The organism is Micromonospora fiedleri (assembly GCF_016774385.1).
Lineage (GTDB): Bacteria > Actinomycetota > Actinomycetes > Mycobacteriales > Micromonosporaceae > Micromonospora > Micromonospora gifhornensis.
The window spans coordinates 425255-449141 of record NZ_JAETXL010000005.1; the positions used below are offsets into that span (position 1 = coordinate 425255).

General features: G+C 70.8%; 22 protein-coding genes. 14 read left to right on the top strand and 8 right to left on the bottom strand.

Features of this window, described 5'->3' with window-relative positions:
• Positions 1 to 149: 149 nt before the first annotated feature.
• The 3 genes from JMF97_RS16060 (at position 150) to galT (ending at position 4473) form a co-directional block, all read left to right on the top strand.
• The gene (locus tag JMF97_RS16060) at positions 150 to 1721 is read left to right on the top strand and encodes a glycosyltransferase family 2 protein (protein ID WP_203222304.1); all 1572 of its coding nucleotides are present in this window, start codon (positions 150 to 152) and stop codon (positions 1719 to 1721) included.
• A 100-nt stretch (positions 1722 to 1821) separates the two neighbouring features.
• Entirely contained in the window at positions 1822 to 3351 is a 1530-nt protein-coding gene (cysC, locus tag JMF97_RS16065) for an adenylyl-sulfate kinase (protein ID WP_203222305.1), read from the top strand.
• 45 nt (positions 3352 to 3396) lie between these two features.
• Complete coding sequence (gene galT, locus JMF97_RS16070) at positions 3397 to 4473, top strand: galactose-1-phosphate uridylyltransferase (protein WP_203222449.1); 1077 nt, start codon at positions 3397 to 3399, stop codon at positions 4471 to 4473.
• Between the two features lie 834 nt (positions 4474 to 5307).
• On the opposite strand, the gene JMF97_RS16075 is transcribed toward galT, so the two are convergent.
• Together JMF97_RS16075 and JMF97_RS16080 are read right to left on the bottom strand one after the other, a co-directional pair.
• Positions 5308 to 6525 (bottom strand): NADP-dependent isocitrate dehydrogenase, encoded by a 1218-nt coding sequence (locus tag JMF97_RS16075; protein ID WP_013735822.1) that lies wholly within the window; start codon positions 6523 to 6525, stop codon positions 5308 to 5310.
• Between the two features lie 227 nt (positions 6526 to 6752).
• Positions 6753 to 7151 (bottom strand): VOC family protein, encoded by a 399-nt coding sequence (locus JMF97_RS16080; RefSeq protein ID WP_203222306.1) that lies wholly within the window; start codon positions 7149 to 7151, stop codon positions 6753 to 6755.
• A gap of 78 nt (positions 7152 to 7229) precedes the next feature.
• Between JMF97_RS16080 and JMF97_RS16085 the strand changes: the two genes are divergently transcribed.
• Positions 7230 to 8021, top strand: coding sequence for a TetR/AcrR family transcriptional regulator (locus JMF97_RS16085; protein ID WP_203222450.1), 792 nt, complete (start codon positions 7230 to 7232; stop codon positions 8019 to 8021).
• An 80-nt stretch (positions 8022 to 8101) separates the two neighbouring features.
• Here the strand turns inward: JMF97_RS16085 and JMF97_RS16090 are convergent, their stop codons facing one another.
• Both JMF97_RS16090 and JMF97_RS16095 read right to left on the bottom strand, forming a co-directional pair.
• Positions 8102 to 9052, bottom strand: coding sequence for a malate dehydrogenase (locus JMF97_RS16090; protein ID WP_013735825.1), 951 nt, complete (start codon positions 9050 to 9052; stop codon positions 8102 to 8104).
• A gap of 143 nt (positions 9053 to 9195) precedes the next feature.
• Positions 9196 to 10056 (bottom strand): bifunctional methylenetetrahydrofolate dehydrogenase/methenyltetrahydrofolate cyclohydrolase, encoded by an 861-nt coding sequence (locus JMF97_RS16095; protein ID WP_203222307.1) that lies wholly within the window; start codon positions 10054 to 10056, stop codon positions 9196 to 9198.
• A 425-nt stretch (positions 10057 to 10481) separates the two neighbouring features.
• Between JMF97_RS16095 and JMF97_RS16100 the strand changes: the two genes are divergently transcribed.
• The 5 genes from JMF97_RS16100 to JMF97_RS16120 all read left to right on the top strand — a co-directional run bounded on the left by JMF97_RS16100 (position 10482) and on the right by JMF97_RS16120 (position 16127).
• Positions 10482 to 12086, top strand: coding sequence for a peptide ABC transporter substrate-binding protein (locus JMF97_RS16100; protein WP_203222308.1), 1605 nt, complete (start codon positions 10482 to 10484; stop codon positions 12084 to 12086).
• 85 nt (positions 12087 to 12171) lie between these two features.
• Entirely contained in the window at positions 12172 to 13110 is a 939-nt protein-coding gene (locus tag JMF97_RS16105; protein ID WP_203222309.1) for an ABC transporter permease, read from the top strand.
• Positions 13103 to 14059 (top strand): ABC transporter permease, encoded by a 957-nt coding sequence (locus JMF97_RS16110; RefSeq protein ID WP_203222310.1) that lies wholly within the window; start codon positions 13103 to 13105, stop codon positions 14057 to 14059. Before JMF97_RS16105 ends, JMF97_RS16110 begins: the two co-directional genes overlap by 8 nt.
• 6 nt (positions 14060 to 14065) lie before the next feature.
• Positions 14066 to 15121, top strand: coding sequence for an ABC transporter ATP-binding protein (locus JMF97_RS16115; protein ID WP_203222311.1), 1056 nt, complete (start codon positions 14066 to 14068; stop codon positions 15119 to 15121).
• Positions 15105 to 16127 carry an ABC transporter ATP-binding protein gene (locus JMF97_RS16120; protein WP_203222312.1) on the top strand — a complete coding sequence of 341 codons (1023 nt, stop codon included), beginning with the start codon at positions 15105 to 15107 and terminating at the stop codon, positions 16125 to 16127. The genes JMF97_RS16115 and JMF97_RS16120 overlap by 17 nt, the downstream gene beginning before the upstream one ends.
• A 57-nt stretch (positions 16128 to 16184) precedes the next feature.
• Here JMF97_RS16120 and purH read toward each other — a convergent pair whose 3' ends face one another.
• Together purH and purN are read right to left on the bottom strand one after the other, a co-directional pair.
• Positions 16185 to 17756: a bifunctional phosphoribosylaminoimidazolecarboxamide formyltransferase/IMP cyclohydrolase gene (purH, locus tag JMF97_RS16125; RefSeq protein WP_203222313.1), complete on the bottom strand. Its 1572-nt coding sequence runs from the start codon at positions 17754 to 17756 to the stop codon at positions 16185 to 16187.
• Positions 17753 to 18370, bottom strand: a complete 618-nt coding sequence (purN, locus tag JMF97_RS16130; protein WP_203222314.1) for a phosphoribosylglycinamide formyltransferase — start codon at positions 18368 to 18370, stop codon at positions 17753 to 17755. The genes purH and purN overlap by 4 nt, the downstream gene beginning before the upstream one ends.
• Positions 18371 to 18524: 154 nt before the next feature.
• Here purN and JMF97_RS16135 point away from each other — a divergent pair, with 154 nt between their 5' ends.
• Positions 18525 to 18824, top strand: a complete 300-nt coding sequence (locus JMF97_RS16135) for a CD225/dispanin family protein (RefSeq protein WP_013735834.1) — start codon at positions 18525 to 18527, stop codon at positions 18822 to 18824.
• A 6-nt stretch (positions 18825 to 18830) separates the two neighbouring features.
• Complete coding sequence (locus JMF97_RS16140) at positions 18831 to 19526, top strand: DUF4190 domain-containing protein (protein ID WP_203222315.1); 696 nt, start codon at positions 18831 to 18833, stop codon at positions 19524 to 19526.
• Between the two features lie 87 nt (positions 19527 to 19613).
• Here JMF97_RS16140 and JMF97_RS16145 read toward each other — a convergent pair whose 3' ends face one another.
• On the bottom strand, positions 19614 to 20303 hold the full coding sequence (locus tag JMF97_RS16145) for a TetR/AcrR family transcriptional regulator (protein WP_203222316.1): 690 nt from the start codon (positions 20301 to 20303) through the stop codon (positions 19614 to 19616).
• Between the two features lie 112 nt (positions 20304 to 20415).
• Here JMF97_RS16145 and JMF97_RS16150 point away from each other — a divergent pair, with 112 nt between their 5' ends.
• Both JMF97_RS16150 and JMF97_RS16155 read left to right on the top strand, forming a co-directional pair.
• Positions 20416 to 21375: an NAD-dependent epimerase/dehydratase family protein gene (locus JMF97_RS16150; protein WP_307816939.1), complete on the top strand. Its 960-nt coding sequence runs from the start codon at positions 20416 to 20418 to the stop codon at positions 21373 to 21375.
• A gap of 65 nt (positions 21376 to 21440) precedes the next feature.
• Positions 21441 to 22043, top strand: a complete 603-nt coding sequence (locus tag JMF97_RS16155) for an ABC transporter permease (RefSeq protein ID WP_203222318.1) — start codon at positions 21441 to 21443, stop codon at positions 22041 to 22043.
• 113 nt (positions 22044 to 22156) lie between these two features.
• Here JMF97_RS16155 and JMF97_RS16160 read toward each other — a convergent pair whose 3' ends face one another.
• On the bottom strand, positions 22157 to 23449 hold the full coding sequence (locus tag JMF97_RS16160) for a cell division protein PerM (RefSeq protein ID WP_203222319.1): 1293 nt from the start codon (positions 23447 to 23449) through the stop codon (positions 22157 to 22159).
• Between the two features lie 160 nt (positions 23450 to 23609).
• Between JMF97_RS16160 and JMF97_RS16165 the strand changes: the two genes are divergently transcribed.
• Entirely contained in the window at positions 23610 to 23879 is a 270-nt protein-coding gene (locus tag JMF97_RS16165; RefSeq protein ID WP_203222320.1) for a DUF4190 domain-containing protein, read from the top strand.
• Positions 23880 to 23887 lie beyond the last annotated feature (8 nt).

Here is a 23887-nt window from a genome sequence, read left to right on the forward strand (position 1 = left end):
ACTCCCCCTAGGGACCAGTCGGGGTCGTCGTGCAGCTGAGGATTTCATGGATTCCGGTGCACGTACCCCGACCTGGAAAGATCGATTTGTTGGTACACACTGGAGCCCACCATTCGCTCTTTCGACAGCACGATGGGTAGTGGTCAGCCATGACGACCGGCGAGCTCAAGGTAAGTGTGGTGGTCCCGACGTACAACTCGGGCGAGCACCTCCAGCAGCTGATCGATTCGCTGCTGGGCCAGTCGATGCCGGCGACGGACTTCGAGGTGGTCTTCGTCGACGACGGCTCGACCGACGACACGCCGGCCCGGCTGGCGGAGTTGTCCGCCGCCCACCCGCACGTCACGGTGCTGCACTGCGAGCACTCCGGCTGGCCGTCGCGCCCGCGCAACCTGGGTGTGGCCCGGGCCCGCGGCGAGTACGTCCAGTTCGTCGACGACGACGACTGGCTCGCCGACGAGGCCCTGGAGCGGTTGTACGGCTACGCGGTGGCCAACGGTGCCGACATCGCCATCGGCAAGATGACCGGGCACGGCCGGTCGGTGCCCCGCGAACTGTTCCGGGCCAACCGCCCCGACGCCAGGCTGGACAACTCGCCGCTGATCGGGAGCCTCACCTGCCACAAGATGTTCCGCCGCGGGTTCCTGCTGGAGCACGACCTGCGCTTTCCCGAGGAGCACCGCAAGCGGCTGGAGGACCATCACCTGGTCGTCCGCGCCTACCTGCTCTCCCGCCGCACCAGTGTGCTGTCCGACTACACCTGCTACCACCATGCTCGGCGACCGGACGGCGGCAACCTCACCGGCACCCGGATGGAGCCGGCGGGGTACTACAGCAGCCTGCGTGAGGTGCTGGACATCGTCGACGCGCACACCGAGCCGGGGCCGTTGCGCGACAAGCTGCACCGACGGTGGCTACGCACCGAGATGATCCGCCGGCTGCGCGGTGCCCAACTCCGCAAGGCCCCCCGGGACTGGGTCGACCAGGTCGCCGCGGAGGTGCAGAAGACCATTCAGGAGCGGTTCGCACCGGCGGTGGCGGGCAAGCTGCCGGCCGTCGAGCGCACCGTCGCCGGCCTGGCCGCGCAGGGCCGGGTCGAGGATCTGGTCCGGCTGGCCGAGTGGGACGCGGGCGTGCGCGCCCGGACCCGGCTGAAGGCGTACGAGCTGACCGGTCTGACCCTGACGCTGCTGCTCAACAGCCAGCTCCGCAACGCCGACGAACCCGTCTCGTTCACGCACACCGACGGCCGGGACCGGCTGGTGGTGCCGGTCGACGACGTACCCGACGAGTGGCTCGACTGCACCGACGACCTGAGCGCGGCCCGCCTCGACGTCATCGCGCAGCACGCCACCACCCACGACGAGTTCTTCCTCCCGGTGCACTACGAGGTGGACCGGGTCCCCGGGACCGCAGGTGAGCAACAGGTGCGCTACCGGGGGGCGGCCACGGTCGACTTCGGCGCCCTCAACGAGGGTCGTACCCAGGGCGAGTGGATCCTCAAGGCCCGGGTCGCCGGCTTCGGCTGGACCATCGACGCGAAGCTGCCGCTGGAGATCACCTGTGCCGCCGACGGCGCCCGGCCGGTGGTGGTCGACAAGCGGAAGAAGAAGGCCCCCGCCGCACCACCGGCGCCCCGGCCCGGTCTGTGGCGGCGGTTGACCGGTTCCGCACGGGACCGGCTGGGCCTGGCCCGCCCGCAAGCGGTACCGCTGTCGTAACGGCGGGCGGTGGCCCCGATCGGGCCGGTGGCAGTGCTGCCCTCGACCGATTGGCGGGCGGCTGCAAAACTGTGTGCCGGTCGCCGGAGTTGGGGGTCTGATGAGCAACGGGTGGGTGCTGCCCGACGAGATACTGCGGGACGCACCGGCGTACACGCCGCGTCCCGGCGAGCTCGCGGATCTGGAGTTGCTGCTCACCGGTGCGTACGCGCCGTTGACCGGCTTCCTGACCCGGGCCGACCTGGTCTCGGTCAGCCGCCGGGGCCGACTCGTCGACGGCACGCCATGGCCGGTCGCGGTGACCCTCCAGGTGCCCACCGCCCTGCTGCGCGAGTTCGACCTGGCCGATCCGAACCGACGCACGCTGGTGCTCACCGACGGCGAGGGCGCGCCGGTGGCGGCCCTGGAGGTCACCGACACCTGGCAGGTACGCGACGGGGTGGCCGGGGTCGGCGGCAGGGTACGCCGGCTCGGTGACGGCGGGCACGGGCCGTTTCAGCGGCTGCGGCGTACCCCCGAGGAGATCCGCGCGCTGCTGCCACCGGGGCGGGTGCTCGGTGTCGTCGCCGACCGACCGTTGCACCGGCCGCAGCTGGCCCAGATCGCGCACGCCGTGCGGACGCTCAGCGCCCACCTGCTGATCATGATTCCGGTCGGCGAGGACGGCACCGGCGGGCTGCCACCGGAGGCGCTGGTGCGCTGCGTCTTCGCCGCCCGGGACCGGATGCCACCGGCGACGGTGGTCGCGGTGCCGCTGGCCCGACGGCGCGACGAGATCGGCGACGCCCTGCTGCGGGCCCGGGTCTCCGCCGCATACGGCGTCACCCACCTGCTCTCCACCAGCGAGATGCTCTCCGGGGGCGGGCTGCGGGTGCTGGTGCCGCGCGAGCTGGCCTACGACAACCGGGACGGCCAGTGGCGCTGGCGCGAGGACATCCCGCCGCGCAACCGACGCCTCCCGCTCACCCACAACGAGATCGAGGACCTGCTCGACCGGGGGTTCCCGCTGCCCGAGTGGCACACTCCCCCGGCGGTGGCGAAGGAGCTGAGCCGGGCCCGGCCGCCCCGACGGCACCGGGGCCTGGTGGTGTTCCTCACCGGGCTCTCCGGTTCAGGCAAGTCGACAATCGCCCGTGGTCTCGCCGACGCGCTGCGTGAGCAGGGCGAACGGACAATCACCCTGCTCGACGGCGACGTGGTACGCCGCGAACTGACCGCGGGGCTGGGCTTCAGCAAGGCCGACCGGGACACCAACGTACGCCGGATCGGCTGGGTGGCCGCCGACATCGCCCGGCATCGGGGCATCGGCATCTGCTGCCCGATCGCCCCGTACGCCCAGGCTCGGGCGACCGCCCGGGAGATGGCGGTGGCGGCGGGCGCCGGGTTCGTGCTGGTGCACGTCGCCACGCCGCTGGAGGTCTGCGAGCGACGTGACCGCAAGGGTCTCTACGCGCGGGCGCGGGCCGGCCTGCTCACCGGGATGACCGGCATCGACGACCCGTACGAGGAGCCCACCGACGCCGACCTGGTGATCGACACCAGCGACCTCGACGTGGACGAGGCGGTGCAGCAGGTGCTGCATCACCTGACCGAGACCGGCTGGATCGAGCCGCGCCTGCAGTCGTTCTGATGAGGAGCCCGTCTTCCGATGGTTGATCAGTTACCGGCCGGCGCGATGCGGCGTACCGCGATTCGCCTGGCCGACGGCCGCGAGCTGATCTACTTCGACGAGCGGGACGACGTCGTCCGGGACCAGCCGGACCGCCGCGACCTGCCGCCTCCCCCACCCGCCTCGCAGCTGCGCTACGACCCGCTCACCGACGAGTGGGTAGCGCTGGCCGTACACCGGCAGACCCGCACCTTCCTCCCGCCGGCCGACCAGTGCCCGCTCTGCCCCTCCACCGAGCAGCGGCTCAGCGAGATCCCGGCGCCCGACTACGCCGTCGCGGTCTTCGAGAACCGCTTCCCGGCGTTCAGCCAACGGGTGGTCGACGAACCGGCCGAGATCACCCCGCTCACCGCAGTCCGACCCGGTCGGGGCCGCTGCGAGGTGGTCTGCTTCACCGCCGACCACCACGCCTCCTTCGCCAGCCTGCCACCGCGCCGGGTACGCACCGTGCTCGACGCGCTCGCCGACCGTACGGCGGTGCTCGGTGAACTGCCCGAGGTCGAGCAGGTCTTCTGCTTCGAGAACCGGGGCGTGGAGATCGGGGTGACCCTGCACCACCCGCACGGGCAGATCTACGCCTACCCGTTCCTTCCCCCGCGTACCCGCGCACTGCTGGCCGCGGCCCGCCGCCACGCCGACCGCACCGGCGGCCGCAACCTCTACGCCGACGTACTCGCCGCCGAACGCGCCGCCGGCGAGCGGGTGGTGGCAACAAACGAACACTGGACGGCGTACGTGCCGGCGGCGGCCCGGTGGCCGTTCGAGGTGCACGTCGCGCCGCACCGCCCGGTGCCGGACATCCCGGCGCTGACCGAAGCCGAACGGGACGCCTTCGCCCCGCTCTACCTCGACCTGCTGCGCCGCTTCGACGGGCTGTTCGGCACCCCGATGCCGTACATCGCCGCCTGGCACCAGGCGCCGGTACGCGTCGACCGCGAGCTGGGTCACCTGCACCTGCAGCTGTTCAGCACCCGCCGAGCGGCGGACAAGCTGAAGTATCTGGCCGGGTCGGAGTCGGCGATGGGGGTCTTCATCAACGACATCGCCCCCGAACGAGCCGCCGCCCTACTCCGCGCCGCCTGACCCCACAGCGGTTCAGCGTCACCCGGCTGTTCTCCCTGCTGCTTTACAACCCCACCCCGCCGCACTTCCCCACCTCGCCGCCTGCCCTGCGCCCTGCCCTGCCGCCCTGCTCCGCCCGCGCGCCTTCTTGCCCGCGCCCTTTGCTGTGCTCCGACAGCACGCCCCTCTGCCTGCCCACAGGCTTCGCTCTGCCCGCGCCGCCTCGCTCGCCCGCCGCCCTTGCTCCGCCCACGACGCTCTGCTCGCCCGCGTCCCCCTCCATCCGCGCCTCTCGCTCTGCCCGCGCCTCTCGCTCTGCCCGCGCACCTCCTACCCATGCCCTTTGCTCTGCTTCAACCCACGCACTGAATGTCGACCGAAATCGTTGCGTGGGGTGAAGCAGAGCAAAGGGCCCAGTGGTGAGGGTTCTGCCGGGCGGAGGGACGCGTTGCCCAGCGGTGAAGCCGAGTTGGGGCTCAAGACGAGATGGCCCAAATCGAGATGGGGCACAAGACAGGGCGCGGGGGGCCCGGGACAGGGCCCCCCGCAGGGAAGGGACGGCTGGCTGTGCTCGACAGCCGGGAAGGCTGGCTGGGCACTCGTGCCGCACGGCGGCGACGATCAACCTTCCAGAGACGGGACTGGCATCTCGTCCACCCAGGTCAACGAGGCGCGCCGGGGCAGGTGACGCTGGTTGGCGTGTGTCGCCCGGACACGCCGGCCGCCCGCGCCCGCCGCTGGCCGTCCGCCGCCGACCGCCGATAGCCGGCCGGGACGCAGACGGAGCTGGTGGGGTGGGCGGTGAAATGAACGAGCCCGCCGGCGCGGAGGCCGGCGGGCTGAGTACGACGGAAATCAGGCGGCGAGGCGGCGCGCCAGGTTCTCGTCGAGCGTGTTCATGAACTCGTCGGTGGTCAGCCACGGGGCGTCCCGCGAGATGAGCAGCGCGAGGTCCTTGGTCATCTGGCCGCTCTCGACGGTGTCGACGATGACCTGCTCCAGGGTGTTGGCGAACTCGGTGACCGCCGGGGTGCCGTCCAGCTTGCCCCGGTGGGCCAGGCCCCGGGTCCAGGCGTAGATGGAGGCGATCGGGTTGGTCGAGGTCTTCTCGCCCTTCTGCCACTGCCGGTAGTGCCGGGTGACGGTGCCGTGGGCGGCCTCGGCCTCGACGGTGCGACCGTCGGGCGAGAGCAGGACCGAGGTCATCAGGCCGAGCGAGCCGAAGCCCTGCGCGACGGTGTCGGACTGCACGTCACCGTCGTAGTTCTTGCAGGCCCAGACGTAGCCGCCCTCCCACTTGAGCGCGGCGGCGACCATGTCGTCGATGAGCCGGTGCTCGTAGGTGAGGCCGGCGGCGTCGAACTCCGCCTTGAACTCGTTCTCGAACACCTCGGCGAAGATGTCCTTGAACCGGCCGTCGTACGCCTTGAGGATGGTGTTCTTGGTGGACATGTAGACCGGGTAGCCGCGGTCCAGGCCGTACCGGAACGACGCCCGGGCGAAGTCCCGGATCGAGTCGTCGTAGTTGTACATGCCCATCGCGATGCCGCTGCCCGGGAAGTTGGCAATCTCCATCTCGATCGGCTGCGCGCCGTCGGCCGGGGTGTAGGTGATGGTCACCTTGCCGGGGCCGGGCACGACGAAGTCGGTGGCGCGGTACTGGTCACCGTGGGCGTGCCGGCCGATGATGATCGGCTTGGTCCAGCCGGGGACGAGCCGCGGCACGTTGGACATGATGATCGGCTCGCGGAAGACGACGCCGCCGAGGATGTTGCGGATGGTGCCGTTCGGCGACCGCCACATCTTCTTCAGCCCGAACTCCTCCACCCGGGCCTCGTCCGGGGTGATGGTCGCGCACTTGACGCCGACGCCGTGCTCGGAGATGGCGTTGGCGGCGTCGACGGTCACCTGGTCGTCGGTGGCGTCGCGGTGCTGGATCGACAGGTCGTAGTAGTGCAGGTCGACGTCGAGGTAGGGCAGGATCAGCTGCTCCCGGATCTGCTTCCAGATGATCCGGGTCATCTCGTCGCCGTCGAGCTCCACGACCGGGTTGTTTACCTTGATCTTCGCCATCGGCCGGCGCTCCTCTCGGGGGACACATGCTCAAGCAGTACGAGCGTACTGGACCCGCCCGAAGCAGGAACGTCGCGGCCACCGGTTGGCTGACCACCCACCGCTGACCGGCCCACTCAAAGGCACGACCGACACCGGTCGCGGCCGGCGGGCTCGCGGCCAGGCGGGCTGCCGGGCCCGGCGCGGAATTACCCCACCGGGCCTGGAACATGCCGTCAGCGCCGCACTCAGCCGGCCTGCTCGGGGCTGTGCATCCACTGCACCAGCTGGAGGATCACTCCGTTGGGGTCGGTGACCTGGAAGAAGCGCTCCCCCCAGGGCTCGGTCTGGATCGGTGTGGTGATCGGCACACCCGCGGCCTGGAACTGGGCGTACTCGGCGTCGATGTCGTCCACCACGAAGGCCACGAGCACGCCCTGGGCCTGCTGCTCCTTCAGGATCGGCGGCTGGAGGCTGGCCAGGCCGGTGCGCAGGAAGACCAGGTTGAAGCCGACCCCGTCGCGGGCCAGCGAGACGAACCCGTCGGCCGACATCTCCTCCCGGAACCCGAAGTGCTGCTTGACGAACTCGGCGGAGGCCGACACGTCCTGGACGTTGAGCGAGATGGCCGATCCGGTGATCTGCACATGCCCTCCCTGAGCACGGGAACTTTATCTTCGTACATTGTACAACGTACTGCGTACGATGATTTGGCCTGCGAAGATCTGAGGGTGCCCGACCACCACACCGGCGGCGGAGATCCCGCCCACACCCTGCGACTGCTCTGGCGTCGAACCGAGGACGGTCCGCGTCGCGGCCCACGGCAGGGCCGCTCGCTGGACGACATCGTCCGCGCCGCGATCGAGTTGGCCGACCGCGAAGGGTTGGACGCGGTCACGATGCGGGCGCTCGCCAAGGCCGTCGGGGTGGCACCGATGACGCTCTACACGTACGTGCCGGGCAAGGCCGAGCTGCTCGACCTGATGTTGGATGCGCTCTACGCGGACATGCCGCGGCCGGACCGGTCCGGCGAGCCGTGGCGTACCCGGGTGGCGGCGCTCGCCCAGGACAACCGGGAGCTTTTCGCGGCCCATCCGTGGGCCGCCGAGGTGGCCACCGGCCGGCCACCGCTCGGGCCGGGCCTGATGGCCAAGTACGAGTACGAGCTACGCGCCTTCGACGACACCGGCCTGGACGACGTGACCCGCGACGCCGCGTTGACCTTCGTCCTCGATTTCGTCCGGGCCGCGGCCCGCTCCGCGGCCGAGGCGCGATCAGCACGGCAGGCCAGCGCCTGGACCGACGAGCAGTGGTGGACGGCGAACGCCCCCCTGCTGGCCGAGGTCCTCGACGAACGGCGTTACCCCACCGCCGTCCGGGTCGGTGCCGCCGCAGGCGCCGCCCACAACGCCGCCTACCACCCCGACCACGCCTACACCTTCGGCCTGACCCGAGTCCTCGACGCCCTGACCACCCTGGTCAACCCCCCACCCCCACCAACCCACCCGTCCCCCTGACGATCAAGAGGTTTGCGTCTCGGATCGGTTCCTCCGAGACGCGAACCTCTTGATCAACTCTGTGCAGGGGGGTGCGGGGGTTACATGGAGGCTACGTCGGCCTGCTTGGCGCGGACGGCTTCGGCGGCTTCGTTGAGGGCGGCCAGCTCGTCGGCGTCGAGGTCGGTTTCGACTACTCGCTTGACGCCCTGGGCGCCGATCTCGGCCTCGACGCCGAGGTAGACGCCGGAGATGCCGTACTCACCGTCGACCCAGGCGCAGACCGGCATGACCTCGCCGGAGTCCTCGGCGACGGCCTTGGCCATGCGCGCGGCGGCGGCCGAGGGGGCGTAGTACGCCGAGCCGGTCTTGAGCAGCGCCACGACCTCGGCGCCACCGTTGCGGGTCTTGACGACCAGTTCCTCGATCTGCTCGGCGGGCATCGCCTCGCGCAGCGGCTTGCCGTCGACGGTGCTCTTGGACGGCACGGGGACCATGGTGTCGCCGTGCGAGCCGAGGGTCAGCGTCTTGACGGTCTTCACCGGTACGTTCAGCGCCTCGGCCACGAAGTTGCTGAACCGGGCGGTGTCCAGCATGCCGGCCTGGCCGAGCACCCGCTGGTGCGGGAACTGGGTGGCGAGCTGGGCCAGGGCGGTCATCTCGTCCAGCGGGTTGGAGACCACAATCACCACGGCGCTCGGGGCGTACTTGGCGACGTTCTCGCTGACCTGGCGGACGATCTTGGCGTTGGTCTCCAGCAGGTCCATCCGGCTCATGCCCGGCTTGCGGGGCAGGCCGGCGGTGATGACCACCACGTCGGAGCCCTCGATGGCCTCGTAGCCCTCACCGTTCGGCCCGGTGGTGACGCCCACGACCTTGGTCTCGAAGCCCTCGATGGCCCGCGACTGGTTGAGGTCCAGGGCGAGACCCGCGGGCTTGCCCTCCACGATGTCGGTGATCACGACGGTGTCGAAGACGTCGTACTCGGCCAGGCGCTGCGCGGTGGTGGAGCCGTAGAAACCGGCGCCGACGACAGTGACTTTCTTACCCATGGTCGTCCCACTCCCTGATACCAGTCGGTTTTCCGGACCGTATCAGCCATGGTGGCACCGATCGGGCCAGGGGCGGACGGTTATGAGCAGCTCGGGGGTTTCGTTCCACCGCCCCAGGTGCTAATGGAAGCGCCATGGGACGCTCAGCCGCGTTCGGCGCGCTCCACGACGTTGGTGAGCAGCATGGCGCGGGTCATCGGGCCGACGCCGCCGGGCATCGGCACGAGCTTGCCGGCCACCTCGGCGACCTCCGGGTCCACGTCGCCGGTGTAGCGGCCCTTGCCGTCCGACCCGATCACGCGGGTGATGCCGACGTCGACCACCACCGCACCGGGCGTGATCATGTCGGTGGTGAGCAGGCCGGGTACGCCGGCGGCGACGATGACGATGTCGGCGGCGCGGGTGTGCGCGGCGAGGTCGAGGGTGCCGGTGTGGCACAGGGTCACCGTGGCGTTCTCGCTGCGCCGGGTGAGCAGCAGGCCGAGCGGACGCCCGACGGTGTTGCCCCGGCCGACCACCGCGACGTTGGCGCCCCGCAGCGGCACGTCGTGCCGGCGCAGCAGTTCCACGATGCCGCGCGGGGTGCACGGCAGCGGCGCGTCGTAGCCGAGCACCAGCCGGCCGAGGTTGACCGGGTGCAGGCCGTCGGCGTCCTTGTCCGGGTCGATCAGCTCCAGCACCCGCTGGGTGTCGAGGTGCCCGGGCAGCGGCAGCTGGACGATGTAGCCGTGGCAGGCCGGGTCGGCGTTCAGCTCGGCGAGCGTCTCGTCGACCTGGGCCTGGGTGGCGTCGGCGGGCAGCTCCCGCCGGATCGAGGCGATGCCGACCTCGGCGCAGTCCCGGTGCTTGCCGTTGACGTACGCCTGGGAGCCGGGGTCGCTGCCGACCAGCACCGTGCCGAGGCCGGGGACGATGCCCCGCTCCGCCAGCGCCTTGACCCGTGCCCGCAGCTCGTCCTTGATCTCGGCTGCGGTCGCCTTGCCGTCCAGAAGCGTCGCCGTCACGCCTCCGATCGTCTCACGACCCGTGCGGCCGGTTTGCGCGGACCACTCCAGCTCCCCCACACCAGACCTGTGATCACGCTCAGCAACGTGCCCATTGTCACTATGAGTAACTAGTTTCGGCAGATATCCCGCCCGAGTCGGACGACCGGGCCGGAACCTCCCCCGCGTGACGACCGGATCGATGGCCACCGGTCGATGCCAGCACCGCCCGGTTCCGGCGATACCTCGCGCAGTTTTGTCGTCTGATGTCGGCTTTCACCTGACGAAAGTGCGTAGCACGAGGGCAGTCGTCCGACAACGTACCGGTCCTGGTGGGCGGCCGGCACGTTGTCGACCCACAGCCCGCGACCTACCGTTGCCACTCGTTGCGCAGAGTCACCCAACGCCGGGCCTGACTGCGCTGCGTTAGGAGATGAGGAGGCTTGATGCGTGTTCGTAGGCTCGCAGCCTGGACCGCCCTCCCGCTCGCGGTGACCCTGGGCCTGGTGGCCTGCGGCTCGGGCGGCAACGGTGGATCCGGCGAGAGTGACCCCAACGCGGCGGTGCGGATCGAGATCGCCGAACCGCAACACCTGGTGCCGACCAACACCAACGAGACGAGCGGCTCGCAGGTGCTGTCCGCCCTGTTCAGCCCACTTGTCGACTACGACGAGGCGCACAAGCCGTACGAGGTGGCGGCCGAGTCGATCACGTCCGAGGACAACACCACCTGGACCGTGAAGCTCAAGGACGGCTACACCTTCCACAACGGCGAGGCCGTCACCGCCGACAACTACATCGACGCCTGGAACTACGGCGCGTACGCCCCCAACGGCCAGAACTCCAGCTACTTCTTCGAGAAGATCGCCGGCTACGACGACCTCCAGGGCGAGACCCCGAAGGCCACCACGCTCAGCGGGCTGAAGAAGGTCGACGACCACACCTTCACCGTCACGCTGTCCCAGCCGTACAGCGAGTTCAAGTCGATCCTCGGCTACACCGCCTTCTACCCGCTGCCGAAGGCCGCCTTCTCCGCGCCCGGCGTGCTGGCCGAGGGGTACGAGCAGGCGCCGATCGGTCAGGGTCCGTTCAAGATGAAGGGCACCTGGCAGCACGACGCCAAGGTCGAGGTCGAGCGGTACGACGCCTTCCCCGGCGAGCAGCCCAAGGTGGCCGGCGTCGAGTTCCGGATCTACCAGCAGCTGACCGCCGCGTACGCGGACGTGCTGTCGGACAACCTGGACGTGATCAAGACCATCCCGACCGAGAACCTGTCGACGGCCTCCGTCGACCTGGGTGACCGGTTCCGGCAGAGCCCGGCCTCGTCGCTGCACTTCCTGGCCTTCCCCACCTTCCAGGAGGAGTTCAGCAACCCGGACGTCCGCAAGGCCATCTCGATGGCGATCGACCGTGACGAGATCACCAAGTCGATCTTCAAGGACTCCCAGCAGCCGGCCCGCTCGTTCGTCTCGCCGGTGGTCGCCGGTTACCGGGACAACACCGTCGGCGCCGCGGGCGAGTTCGACCCGACCAAGGCCAAGGAACTGTACGAGTCCGCCGGTGGCCCGTCGAAGATCACCCTGTCGTACAACGGCGACGGTGGCCACAAGGACTGGATCGACGCCACCTGCAACCAGCTCAAGGCCAACCTGGGCGTGGACTGCGTCGGCAACGCCGAGCCGAAGTTCGCCGACCTGCTGACCAAGGTGAAGGCCAAGCAGCCCGTGGGCCTGTTCCGGATGGGCTGGATCATGGACTACCCGTCCATGGAGAACTACCTGGGCCCGCTGTTCAGCACCAACGGGTCGTCGAACTACTACGGCTACAGCAACCCCGAGTTCGACAAGCTGCTCGCCGAGGGCGTCAGCGCGCCGAGCGAGGAAGAGGCGATCAAGAAGTACCAGGCCGCCGAGGACCTGCTGGCCCAGGACATGCCGGTCGTGCCGCTGCGGTTCGGCCAGAACAACTTCGGGCACTCGACGAAGGTGAAGAACGTCGAGGTGGACCTCTTCGACCGGGTCAACCTCGTCAAGATCGAGGTAGTCAAGTAACACACGCACGAACGGGCGGGTCGGGTCATCACGTGATGACCCGACCCGCCACGGCATTCGCCCCTTTTCAGGGAGACTGCCAAGTATGTTCCGCTTCATCGTGCGGCGGCTGCTCCAGATGGTCGTGGCCTTCTTCGGCACCACGCTTATCGTCTACGCCCTGATGTTCGCCGGGCAGGGCGACCCGATCCAGGCACTGGCCGGCGAGCGTCCCGTCACCGCCGCACAGCGGGCGTACCTCACCGAGAAGTACCACCTCGACGCGACCGGCTTCGGTGGCTTTTTCTACCGCTACTTCGACTATCTGAAGAACCTGGTCCGGGGCGACCTGGGCGAGTCGCTCACCGGAAGACCGATCGGCGAGATCCTCGCCAACGCCTGGCCGGTCACCATCAAGCTGGCGCTGATCGCCATCGCCGTCGCCGTCATCTTCGGGGTCACCGCGGGGGTGCTCGCCGGCATCCGGCGCGGCAGCATTTTCGACAACTCCACCCTGCTGCTGACGCTGCTGGTGCTCGGCATCCCGACCATCGTGCTCGCCCCGCTCGCGCAGTACCTGCTGGGTGTCAAGTGGCAACTCTTCCCGGCCACCTCCGGCGCCGACCCGAGCTTCTACGCGCTGCTGCTGCCCGGCATCGTGCTCGGCTCGCTCTCCCTGGCCACCGCGCTGCGGCTGACCCGTACCTCGGTGGCGGAGAACCTGCGGGCCGACTACGTCCGTACCGCCCGGTCGAAGGGCCTGCCGAGGCGGCGCGTGGTCACGGTGCACGTGCTGCGCAACTCGTTGATCCCGGTGATCACCTTCCTCGGCGTCGAACTGGGCAACCTGATGAGCGGCGCGATCATCACCGAAGGCGTGTTCAACATCCCGGGCGTCGGCTTCAACCTCTTCCGCGCCATCCGCACCGAGGACGGTCCCCTGGTGGTGGGGATCGTCAGCGTGCTCGTCGTGGTCTACCTCGTCTCCAACCTGGTGGTGGACATCCTGTACGCCGTACTCGACCCGAGGATCCGCTATGAGTGACTTCGAGACGGTGGCGTCCTCGGAGAACCAGGCCGCGCGGCGGGGGGTGTCGGGCGAGCCCGGTACGCCGGGACGCGTCGGCCAACCGGGCCGGCCCCGCAGTCTGGCCGGCGACGCCTGGCGCGACCTGCGCCGCAAGCCCATCTTCTGGATCAGCCTGGTGCTGGTGCTGCTGGTCACCGCGATGGCCGTCGCGCCCGGGCTGTTCACCAGCAACGATCCAACGGACTGCGTCCTGTCGCGGCAGCATGCCGCCCCGAGCGGCGGGGCCATCTTCGGGTACGACTTCCAGGGCTGTGACACGTACGCCCGGGCGGTCTACGGCGCGCGGGCCTCGCTGCTGGTCGGCGCGCTGTCGGCGCTGCTCACCGGGGTGATCGCGCTGGTGGTGGGGATGCTGGCCGGCTACTTCGGCGGCTGGGTCGACGCGGTGCTCTCCCGCATCGTCGACATCGTGCTCGGCATCCCGCTGCTGCTGGCCGCGATCGTGCTGCTCAAGCGGGTGGCCAGCGACAGCGCCACGGTACGCCTCGGCTCGGTCATCTTCGTGCTGGCGGTGCTCGGCTGGACCACCGCCGCCCGGGTCGTCCGGTCCTCGGTGATCACCGCCCGGCAGCAGGACTACGTGGCCGCGGCCCGGATGCTGGGTGCCGGCAACGGTCGGATCATGTGGCGGCACATCCTGCCGAACGCGCTGGCCCCGGCGATCGTGGTGCTGACCATCGCGCTCGGCTCGTTCATCGCCGCCGAGGCGACCCTGTCGTTCCTCGGCATCGGGCTGAAGGAACCCACCATCTCCTGGGGCATCGACATCAACAACGGTCGGGTGCACATGCGGGAGTCGGCCACCCCGCTGGTGGTGCCGTCGACCTTCCTCGCCCTGACCGTGCTGGCGTTCATCATGCTCGGCGACGCGATCCGCGACGCCTTCGACCCGAAACTGCGGTGACCGACCATGCCAACGCCGACCCCACCGCCAACGCCGTCCCAACCGCCGACGCCGGCCTCGCCGACCCCGCCCGGTGGGCACCTGCTGGAGGTGCAGGACCTGCACATCGAGTTCCGTACCGGCGAGGGGGTGGCCAAGGTGATCAACGGGGTCAGCTATCACCTCGACCCCGGCGAGACGCTCGCCGTGCTGGGCGAGTCCGGCTCCGGCAAGTCCGTCACCGCCCAGGCGATCATGGGCATCCTGGACACGCCGCCGGCCCACATCCGCTCCGGGCAGATCCGCTACCAGGGTCGGGACCTGCTGGAGCTGCCCGAGGAGCAGCGCCGGCAGGTACGCGGCAAGGAGATCGCGATGATCTTCCAGGACGCGCTGTCCGCGCTGAACCCGGTGTTTCCGGTCGGCTGGCAGATCGGCGAGACGCTGCGCCAGCGACTCGGCATGTCCCGGGCCGACGCCCGCCGCCGCGCGGTGCAGCTGATGGAACTGGTGCAGATCCCGGGGGCGGCCAGTCGGCTCGGCGACTATCCGCACCAGTTCTCCGGGGGCATGCGCCAGCGGGTCATGATCGCCATGACGCTGGCCATGGAACCGAAGGTGCTCATCGCCGACGAGCCGACCACCGCCCTCGACGTCACCGTGCAGGCGCAGATCATGGATCTCCTCGCCGACCTGCGGCGGGACCTGAACATGGCGCTGATCCTGATCACCCACGACCTGGGTGTGGTCGCCGACGTGGCGGACCGGATCGCGGTCATGTACGCGGGCCGCATCGTCGAGCACGCCGACGTCCGATCGCTGTACCGGGCACCTGCCCACCCGTACACCAAGGGGTTGTTGGAATCGATCCCGCGCCTGGACCAGCGCGGCGGGAAGCTCTCCACCATCCGGGGGCTGCCGCCCAACCTGATGCGCATCCCCAGCGGCTGCCCCTTCCACCCCCGCTGCCCGTACGTGCAGCAGGTCTGTGTGGATGTGGTGCCGCACGACCTGGTCCTCGGCGACGGCCGGACCAGCGCGTGCCACTTCGCGCAGGAGGTACACGATGACCGCGCCAGCTGACCCCACCAGGATCCGGGGCGAGACGATCCTCGACGTCGACAACGTGGTCAAGCACTTCCCCATCACCCAGGGGGTGCTGTTCAAACGGAAGGTCGGCGCGGTGAAGGCGGTCGACGGGGTCAGCTTCGACCTGCGTCGGGGCGAGACGCTGGGCATCGTCGGCGAGTCGGGCTGCGGCAAGTCCACCCTGGCCCGGATGTTGATGCGGCTGGAGCGTCCGACCGCCGGGCGGGCCACCCTTGCCGGGCGCGACCTGTTCGCCGCCTCCGGGGGCGAGTTGCGGCGGATCCGGCGCAACATGCAGATGGTCATGCAGGACCCGTACACCTCGCTGAACCCGCGGATGACGGTCGGCGACATCATCGGCGAACCGTTCGAGATCCACCCGGAGGCGGCGCCGAAGGGCAGCCGCCAGCAGCGGGTCCAGGAACTGCTCGACGTGGTCGGGCTCAACCCGGAACACATCAACCGCTACCCGCACCAGTTCTCCGGCGGTCAGCGGCAGCGCATCGGCATCGCCCGGGCGCTGGCGCTACGACCCGAGGTGATCGTCTGCGACGAACCGGTCTCCGCGCTCGACGTCTCCATCCAGGCCCAGGTGATCAACCTGCTGGAGGAACTCCAGGACGAGTTCGGGTTGTCGTACATCTTCATCGCCCACGACCTGTCGGTGGTCCGGCACATCTCCGATCGGATCGCGGTGATGTACCTCGGCCGGATCGTGGAGATCGGCACCGAGGAGCAGATCTACGAGCGGGCCACCCATCCGTACACCCAGGCGCTGCTCTCCGCCGCGCCGCTGCCCGACCCGGAGGCCCGGGACCGCCGCGACATCATCCGGCTGACCGGTGACGTGCCCAGCCCGGCCGATCCGCCGAGCGGCTGCCACTTCCGGACCCGCTGCTGGAAGGCGCAGGAGATCTGCGCCCTGGAGGACCCGCGGGCCGTGCCGCGGGCCGCCGACCCGCACCCCTCCGCCTGCCACTTCGCCGAGCTCCGGGAGTAAGGAAGGGCCCCTTCTTAACGCCTCGCGTATAGGAAGGGGCCCTTGTTAACACCTAGCTCAGTGGAAGAAGTGCCGGGTGCCGGTGAGGTACATGGTGACGCCGGCCTGCTTGCAGGCGGCAATCACCTCCTCGTCGCGGATCGAGCCGCCGGGCTGCACGATGGCCCGGATGCCGGCGTCGATGAGGATCTGCGGACCGTCGGCGAACGGGAAGAACGCGTCCGAGGCGGCGACCGCGCCAGCGGCCCGGTCGGCACCGGCCCGGCTGACCGCCAGGCGGGCCGAGTCGACCCGGTTGACCTGACCCATGCCGACACCGACGGTCGCGCCGTCGCGGGCCAGCAGGATGGCGTTGCTCTTCACCGCGCGTACCGCCCGCCAGGCGAACGCCAGGTCGGCCAGGGTGGCCTCGTCGGCCGCCTCGCCGGTGGCCAGCCGCCAGGTCGCCGGGTCGTCGCCGCCTGCGTCGATCGCGTCGCGCTGCTGCACCAGTACGCCGCCGGTGACCTGCCGCCACTCGGCCGGCAGCGGACGGAACTCCGGTGCCCGCAGCAGCCGGATGTTCTTCTTGGCCTGGAGCACCTCGGCCGCGCCGGGCTCGTAGCCGGGCGCCACCACGACCTCGGTGAAGATCTCGGCGATCTGCCCGGCCAACTCGACCGAGACCGGCCGGTTCACCGCGATGACGCCGCCGAAGGCGGAGACCGGGTCGCAGGCGTGGGCCTTGCGGTGCGCGTCGGCCACATCCGTGCCGACCGCGATGCCGCACGGGTTGGCGTGCTTGATGATGGCCACCGCCGGCTGGTCGGCGAAGTCGTTCGCGGCCCGCCACGCGGCGTCGGCGTCGACGTAGTTGTTGTAGGACATCTCCTTGCCGTGCAGCTGCTCGGCCTGCGCCAGCCCGGCCGGGCTCGCCGGGTCGGCGTAGACGGCGGCGCCCTGGTGCGGGTTCTCGCCGTAGCGCAGCACCGCCTGGCGGCGCAGCGCCTGCCCGGCGAACTGCGGCCAGCCGTCGGCGGACGGGGCGAGGGTGGTGGCGAACCAGTCGGCCACGGCCACGTCGTACTCGGCGATGTCGGCGAAGGCGCGGGCGGCGAGCGCCCGGCGCTGCGCCAGGGTGAAGCCACCGTCGCCGAGCGCGGCCAGCAGCAGCGGGTACGCGGCCGGGTCGGTCACCACCGCCACCGAGGCGTGGTTCTTGGCGGCGGCCCGCACCATCGCCGGGCCACCGATGTCGATCTGTTCGACGCACTCGTCCTGGCTCGCCCCGGAGGCGACGGTGGCCTGGAACGGGTACAGGTTCGACACCAGCAGGTCGATCCCGACGATGCCGTGCTCGTCGAGCGCGGCGGCGTGGGCGTCCTTGCGCAGGTCGGCGAGGAGCCCGCCGTGGATCTTCGGATGCAGGGTCTTCACCCGGCCGTCGAGGATCTCCGGGAAGCCGGTCACCTGCTCCACGGGGGTCACCGGTACGCCGGCACCGGCGATCGTCGACGCCGTGCTGCCGGTGGAGACGATCTCCACCCCGGCGGCGTGCAGCGCCTGGGCCAACTCGACCAGCCCGGTCTTGTCGTAGACGCTGACCAGTGCCCGCCGGATCGGGCGGCGCCCATCCTCAGTGGAACTCACGGAACTGTGACCTTTCTTCCGGTTATCGTCCAGCCCTCGCGGACCAGCCGGCCCACCTGCTCGACGAGTTGCTGCCGCTCGGCTTCCTTGATGCGCTCGGTGAGCGTGTCGACGTCGTCGTCGTCGTGGACGGGCACCGCCACCTGCGCGACGATCGGGCCGGTGTCCATCCCGGCGTCGACGAAGAAGAGGGTCGCCCCGGTGACCTTCACGCCGTAGGCGAGGGCGTCACGCGGGCCGTGGATGCCGGGGAACGCCGGCAGCAGGGTGTTGTGCGTGTTGAGGTAGCGGTCGCCGAAGGCGGCGAGGAAATGCGTACCGACCAGCTTCAGGAAGCCCGCCGAGATGACCAGGTCCGGCCGGTGCTCGGCGACCCGGGCGGTGAGCGCGGCATCCCACTGTTCCCGGGTCGGGTGATCGGAGACCCGTTCCACGAAGGTCGGCACACCCGCGGCGGTCGCCCGGTCCAGCCCGGCGATGCCGTCGCGGTCCGCGCCGACGGCGACCACCCGGGCCCCGTACGCCTGGTCAGCGGTCGCGTCCAGCAGCGCCTGAAGGTTGCTTCCGGAACCGGAGATCAGCACGACGATACGGGCGGGCTCGTTCACCGGCACACCCTATCGGGCCGTCGACCGACGTCCGGACGCTGGGCGGGACCGGATCGGCGACTGCCGAATTCGCGTGGACCAGGTACGCTGCCGGTCGCTCGGGCCCGGCGCACGTCCGGCCCGCACCCACCAGCGACAGCAACCTGAGGAGCGCATCGACATGCAGCCCGGATACCCCTCTCAGCCACCCCAGCAGGTCGACAACAACATGACAATGTCGATCGTCGCCATCTTCCTCTTCTGGCCGCTGGCCATCCCCGCGATCATCAACGCCTCGAAGGTCAACCCGCTGCTCCAGCAGGGCGACTACGCCGGTGCGCAGGCCGCGGCGGCCGAGTCGAAGAAATGGTCCAAGTGGGCCCTGATCGTCGGCATCGCCTGGATCGCGATCGTCCTGGTCTGCTGCGTGGGCGGCAGCCTGCTCGGTGCCATCAGCGGCAACAGCGCGATGAGCTACTGATTCCGGATGCAGCCCGGTAACCCTGGTCAGGACCCGTACGGCCAGCAGCCGCCGTACGGGGACCCGACCTCTTCGCCGCCCGCCAACCCGTACGCCCCGCCGCCGGCCAACCCGTACGCTCCGCCGCCGGCCAACCCGTACACGCCGCCTGCGGATCCGTACAGCCCACCGGCGGATCCGTACGGGCCGGCCGACAACGCTCCGGCGGACCCGTACGGTCAGCAGCCGCCCGGCCCACCGCCGGTCTCGCCCGCACCCTACGACCCGTACGCGCCGCCGCCGGCCGCCCAGCCCCCGGCGTACGGGCAGCCCGCCTACGGGCAACCGGCCTACGGCCAGCCGCAGGTGTCGGGCCAGCCGTACGGTCAGCCCTACGCCGACCCGTACGCCGCGCAGCAGCCGTACGGTGGCGCACCGATGTACCCGCAGGCCGGCTTCGGCGGTCCCAGCGGCCCACAGAACACCCTCGGCCTGCTGTCGATGATCCTCGGCATCGCGTCGATTCCGCTGTCCTGCTGCTACCTCGGCATCCCGCTGGGTGCGGCCGCGCTGATCACCGGCTGGCTGGGCAAGCAGAAGGCGGACCAGGGTCTGGCCAACAACTCCGGACAGGCGCTCACCGGCCTGATCTGCGGTGGCGTCGGCGCACTGTTCGGCGTGCTCCAGATCGTGCTGCTGGTGGTGAACGTCAGCCTGACGTAGCTCTGAGCACACCCGCATCGAGGGGCGTTCCGGACAACCGGGACGCCCCTCAGTCGTCCACCGGGCCGGCGTGACAGATTTCCCCGGCTACCCGGGCAGGCCGATCAGGTCGGCCACCCGGCGCATCTGGTGGTCGAAGTACTCCTCCCGCGCCTGGATCAGCCCGTCGAGCTGACCGAAGAGCTCGAAGCTCACCGCGCCGAAGCAGGACATCCAACCGGTGGCGCCGCGACTGAGCAGCGCCTCGGGGACGCCGGGGAAGAACCCGTCGCGGACGGCGGCCAGGTCGGCCTGGACCGGCCCGGGCAGGTCACCGGGGTCGCTGAGGGCACCGGTGGCGAAACCGTCGGCGAGGATCCCGATCAGGACGGTCGGCGTCCGGACCGCCGCCACGGTGGTCTCCTGCGGCGCGGCGTAGCCGGGGACCGGGCTACCGAAGAGCAGGGCGTACTCGGCGGGCTGGGCCAGCGCCCAGCGACGTACAGCGTGACAGGCCGCGAGCCACCGGCCGCGCAGGTCGGTGCGGTCGGTGACCTCGGCGTCGCCGGCCTGCACCGCGTCGCCCAGCGCGTGGTAGCCGTCCATGATCAACGCGGTGAGCAGCTCGTCGCGGCTGGGGAAGTAGCGGTAGATCGCCGAGGAGACCATCCCCATGTCCCGGGCGACGGCGCGCAACGACAGGTTCGCCCCTTCCGCCGCGAGGTGCCGGCGGGCGATCGCCTTTATCTCGTTGATCATCTCGGCTCGGGCCCGAGCCCGGATGCTGGCAGCAGGCATGGCAGTGAGTGTCGCACACATTCGAGAGCACTGCTCTTGACGACAGGAGCTCACATCCGCGAACATGGCTCTCGACGGAGAGCACTGCTCTCCATTTCGAGAGGGGACTCCTGTGGCCACATCCGCACACCTGATCGTCGGCGCCGGCCTGGTCGGCTCGACCACCGCGCGACAGCTCGCCGAGCGGGGTGAACAGGTCCGCATCGTCAGCCGCTCCGGCCGGGGCCCGGAGCACCCACGGATCGAGCGGTTCGCCGCCGACGCGGTCGACGCCGACCGCCTCAGCGAGCTGGCCGACGGGGCGACCGCGATCTACAACTGCCTCAACCCCGCCTACCACCGCTGGTTGAGCGACTGGCCGCCGATGGCCGACGCGCTGCTCACCGCCGCCGAGCGCTCCGGCGCACCCCTGGTCGTCACCGGCTGTCTCTACGGGTACGGCGAGGTCACCGGCGCGATGACCGAGCAGACCCCGCTCGGCGCCACCCACCCCAAACTGAAGGTACGGGCCGACATGTGGCGGGCCGCCCTCGCCGCCCAGCGCGCCGGGCGGATCCGCGCCGTCACCGAGGTACGTGGCAGCGACTACCTCCAGGCGCAGTCGATCTTCAGCTTCCTGCTCGGGAAGCCGTTGCTCGCCGGGCGTCGCGCCTTCGTGCCCGGCCCGCTCGACGTACCGCACACCTGGACCTCGATCAACGACATGGCGGCGATGCTGATCACCGCAGCCACCGACCAGCGGGCGTGGAACCGCGCCTGGCACGTGCCCAGCGCGGCACCGCTGACGATCCGGGAACTCGCCACCCGGTTCACCGAGGTGGTCGGGGCGCCCGCGCCGAAGCTCACCACCATCCCCGGCCCGGTCTTCCGCGCCGCCGGCCTGCTCTCCGCGATGCTGCGCGAGTTCCAGACCACGGCGTACCAGTTCGACCGGCCGTTCGTCATGGACTCCACCACGGCCACCGAGACCTTCGGTCTCCGCCACCAGCCGCTCGACGAGTCACTGCGGGAGACCGCCGCGCTGCTCGGCGGACTCCCGGCCGCGACCACGCGCCGACCGGCAGCCGTCTGACCACCGCCGCGCCGCCGGACGCCGCCCTGCCCCGAACATCAGCCCTGCCCTGGAGGTACCTCGACATGTCCACCGTCACGATCGCCGCGCCCGCCGTCGCCGGGACCGCCGGCCGCACCGTCGACCGGGTCGACAACCGCATCCCGTACGCCAGCTTCGCCGTCGCCTACCTGCTCGGGCACGGTGCCGCCGCGATCTCGACCGGCGCCGACCCGTTGGTCGCCCTGCCCGGATGGCTGCCCATGACCCTGCTCGCCGCCGGCATCGTGACCGGCAGTGTCGCGGCCACGCTCGCCGCCACCCGCGCCCAGCGCGGCGCCGGCCGAGCCGAACTGCTCTCCGGCAAGCTCCTCGGCATCGCCTGGGTCACCGCCTTCACCGGCCTCTTCTTCGTCATCACCGGCCTGGCGACCACCCTCGACATGCCCGAACTGCACACCATCCTCTGGCCGAGCGGTTCGGCGTTCATCGTCGGTCTGATCTATCTCGCCGAGGGCGCCGCCCGCCGCAACGTGCTGCACTACGCACTGGGCAGCTGGCTCGCCGTGGTCTCCACCGCCGCGCTCTTCCTCAGCACGCCCGGGCCGTACTGGATCCTCGCCCTCGCCGGCGGCGGTGCGTACGTCCTCGCCGCCGTACTCGAGTCCCGACGGCTCGCCGGCCGCTGAACGGTCCACGTCCACGCAGGCGACACGCGGTGGTCCCCCGGGATCACCGCCGTTCGCCGTCTCGACCCGGTCGGCTTCCTGGCGGCGTTCCGGCCCTCGGCCGGCTGGCGGTGTCAGGCGGTGAGCCGGGTGAGCCAGCGGGTGGCGGCGGCGCCGAGCAGCGCACCCGCGCCGATGACCACGGTCGACGCGAGCGCCACCTGCCAACCGACCGGGCCCAGTTCGGCCAGCCGACCCGCGCCGAGCGGCCCGCCGGACGCCTCGGCGACCGCACCCATCAGCAGACCGGTCACCGGCCCGGCCAACACAGCGGGCAACAGCAGCGCACCCCAGCCCAGCGGTGCTCGTTCGACGGCGGCCGCGCGGAGCAGGCGGCGGGCGAGCAGCCCACCGATGGCCAGCCCCACCAGGGCCGGGAGCGCCAGGATGGTGGCCGACCAGAAGCCGTCGACCGGTCCACCGGGCAACCCGGCGACCAACGGCAGGGCCGGCAGCGCGCCGACGGCGACCTCGCTGGTCCGTACCGCCGTGTCGGTGCCCACGGCGAAGCCCGGGCCGAGCAGGTAACTGGTCGACCAGACGGTGGCGTTCGGCGCGTAGGCCAGGCTCACCAGCGTGATGCCGGCCTGACCGGCCACCCCGGTGCGGTACGCGCCGATCAGGTCGGCCGCGTCACCACCGCCGGTCGCCACAGCCAGCCCCGCCACCGCCGCCCCCGCCCCGAGCAGCACCAGCCCGGCCACCAACCCCGCCTGCACACCGTCGCGCAGCGGCTTCGGCGTACGGGCGGCGAGCAGGTCGGACAGCCGGCTGGTGCGCGCCGCACCGACCCCGGCGGCGAGCACGCCGAGCACGCCGAAGGTGAGCCCCGCCCGCACCGTCGACACACCGAGCCCGCCGGCCCCGACCAGCATCGCGGCCAGCACACCGAGCAGGGCGTACACGACGCCCACGGCCACCGCGGCGACGAGGGTGCGACCCGGTGAGCGGCTGCCCCGGGCGCCGATGGCACGGGTGACGTGCACCCCGGCCCGGGACAACCGCCACACCGCCAGGGCGGTCACCGCGAGCGGCGCCAGACCCAACGGCCCGGTGGCGGTCTCCAGCGGCACCCCGTGCCCGAGCAGCCAACCCGCCGTCCCCGCGCGCACCGCGCCGAGCAGACTGGCCGCATCCTCGCTGAGCTGGAACAACCAGAGCACGAGCGCCACCGGCAGCCAGGAGGTGAGGGCGGCGCCACCGGCGGCCACCAGGGCGGCGACCACGAGCGGCGCGTGGTTGCGGCCGGTGGGCCCGCCGCGGGGCAGCGGCGTCCGGCGCGGCGGGCCGGCACGACCGGGCGGCCGACTGCCGGCGTCCCGGGCTTCGGTGGCCCGCCGGGGCTGGTCAGGGGTGACGAAAGACATCGGTTCTACTCTGGCATGCCGCGCCCAGGTCGGCTGACCGACACCACACCGCCGGGATGCCCAGTTGCTCCGAATGCATGTGACGCCACAGGTACTGCTCTAGCCTCGGCAGCAAGGAGCCGTGATCCGTGTCGCGGCAGCTAGCGCCCGGAGGGAAGCCGTGACCACTCCGTATCCGCCGCCACCGCCCCCGCCCGCACGCCCGGCCGGTCGGGACCGCACCACGCTGTGGGGTGTGCTGGGCATCGTGACCGGCCTGCTCTGCTGCGGCATCCTCGGCATCGTCTTCGGCTGGTTGTCGATCCGCGACGCGCGGCGCTTCCACCAGTCGCCGGTGCTGGGCTACGTGGCGATCGGCCTCGGTGTGCTCAACATCGTGCTGAGCCTGATCCTGCAGGCGACCGGGAACTACCCGTACTGGAACCGCTGAGGGGCCGA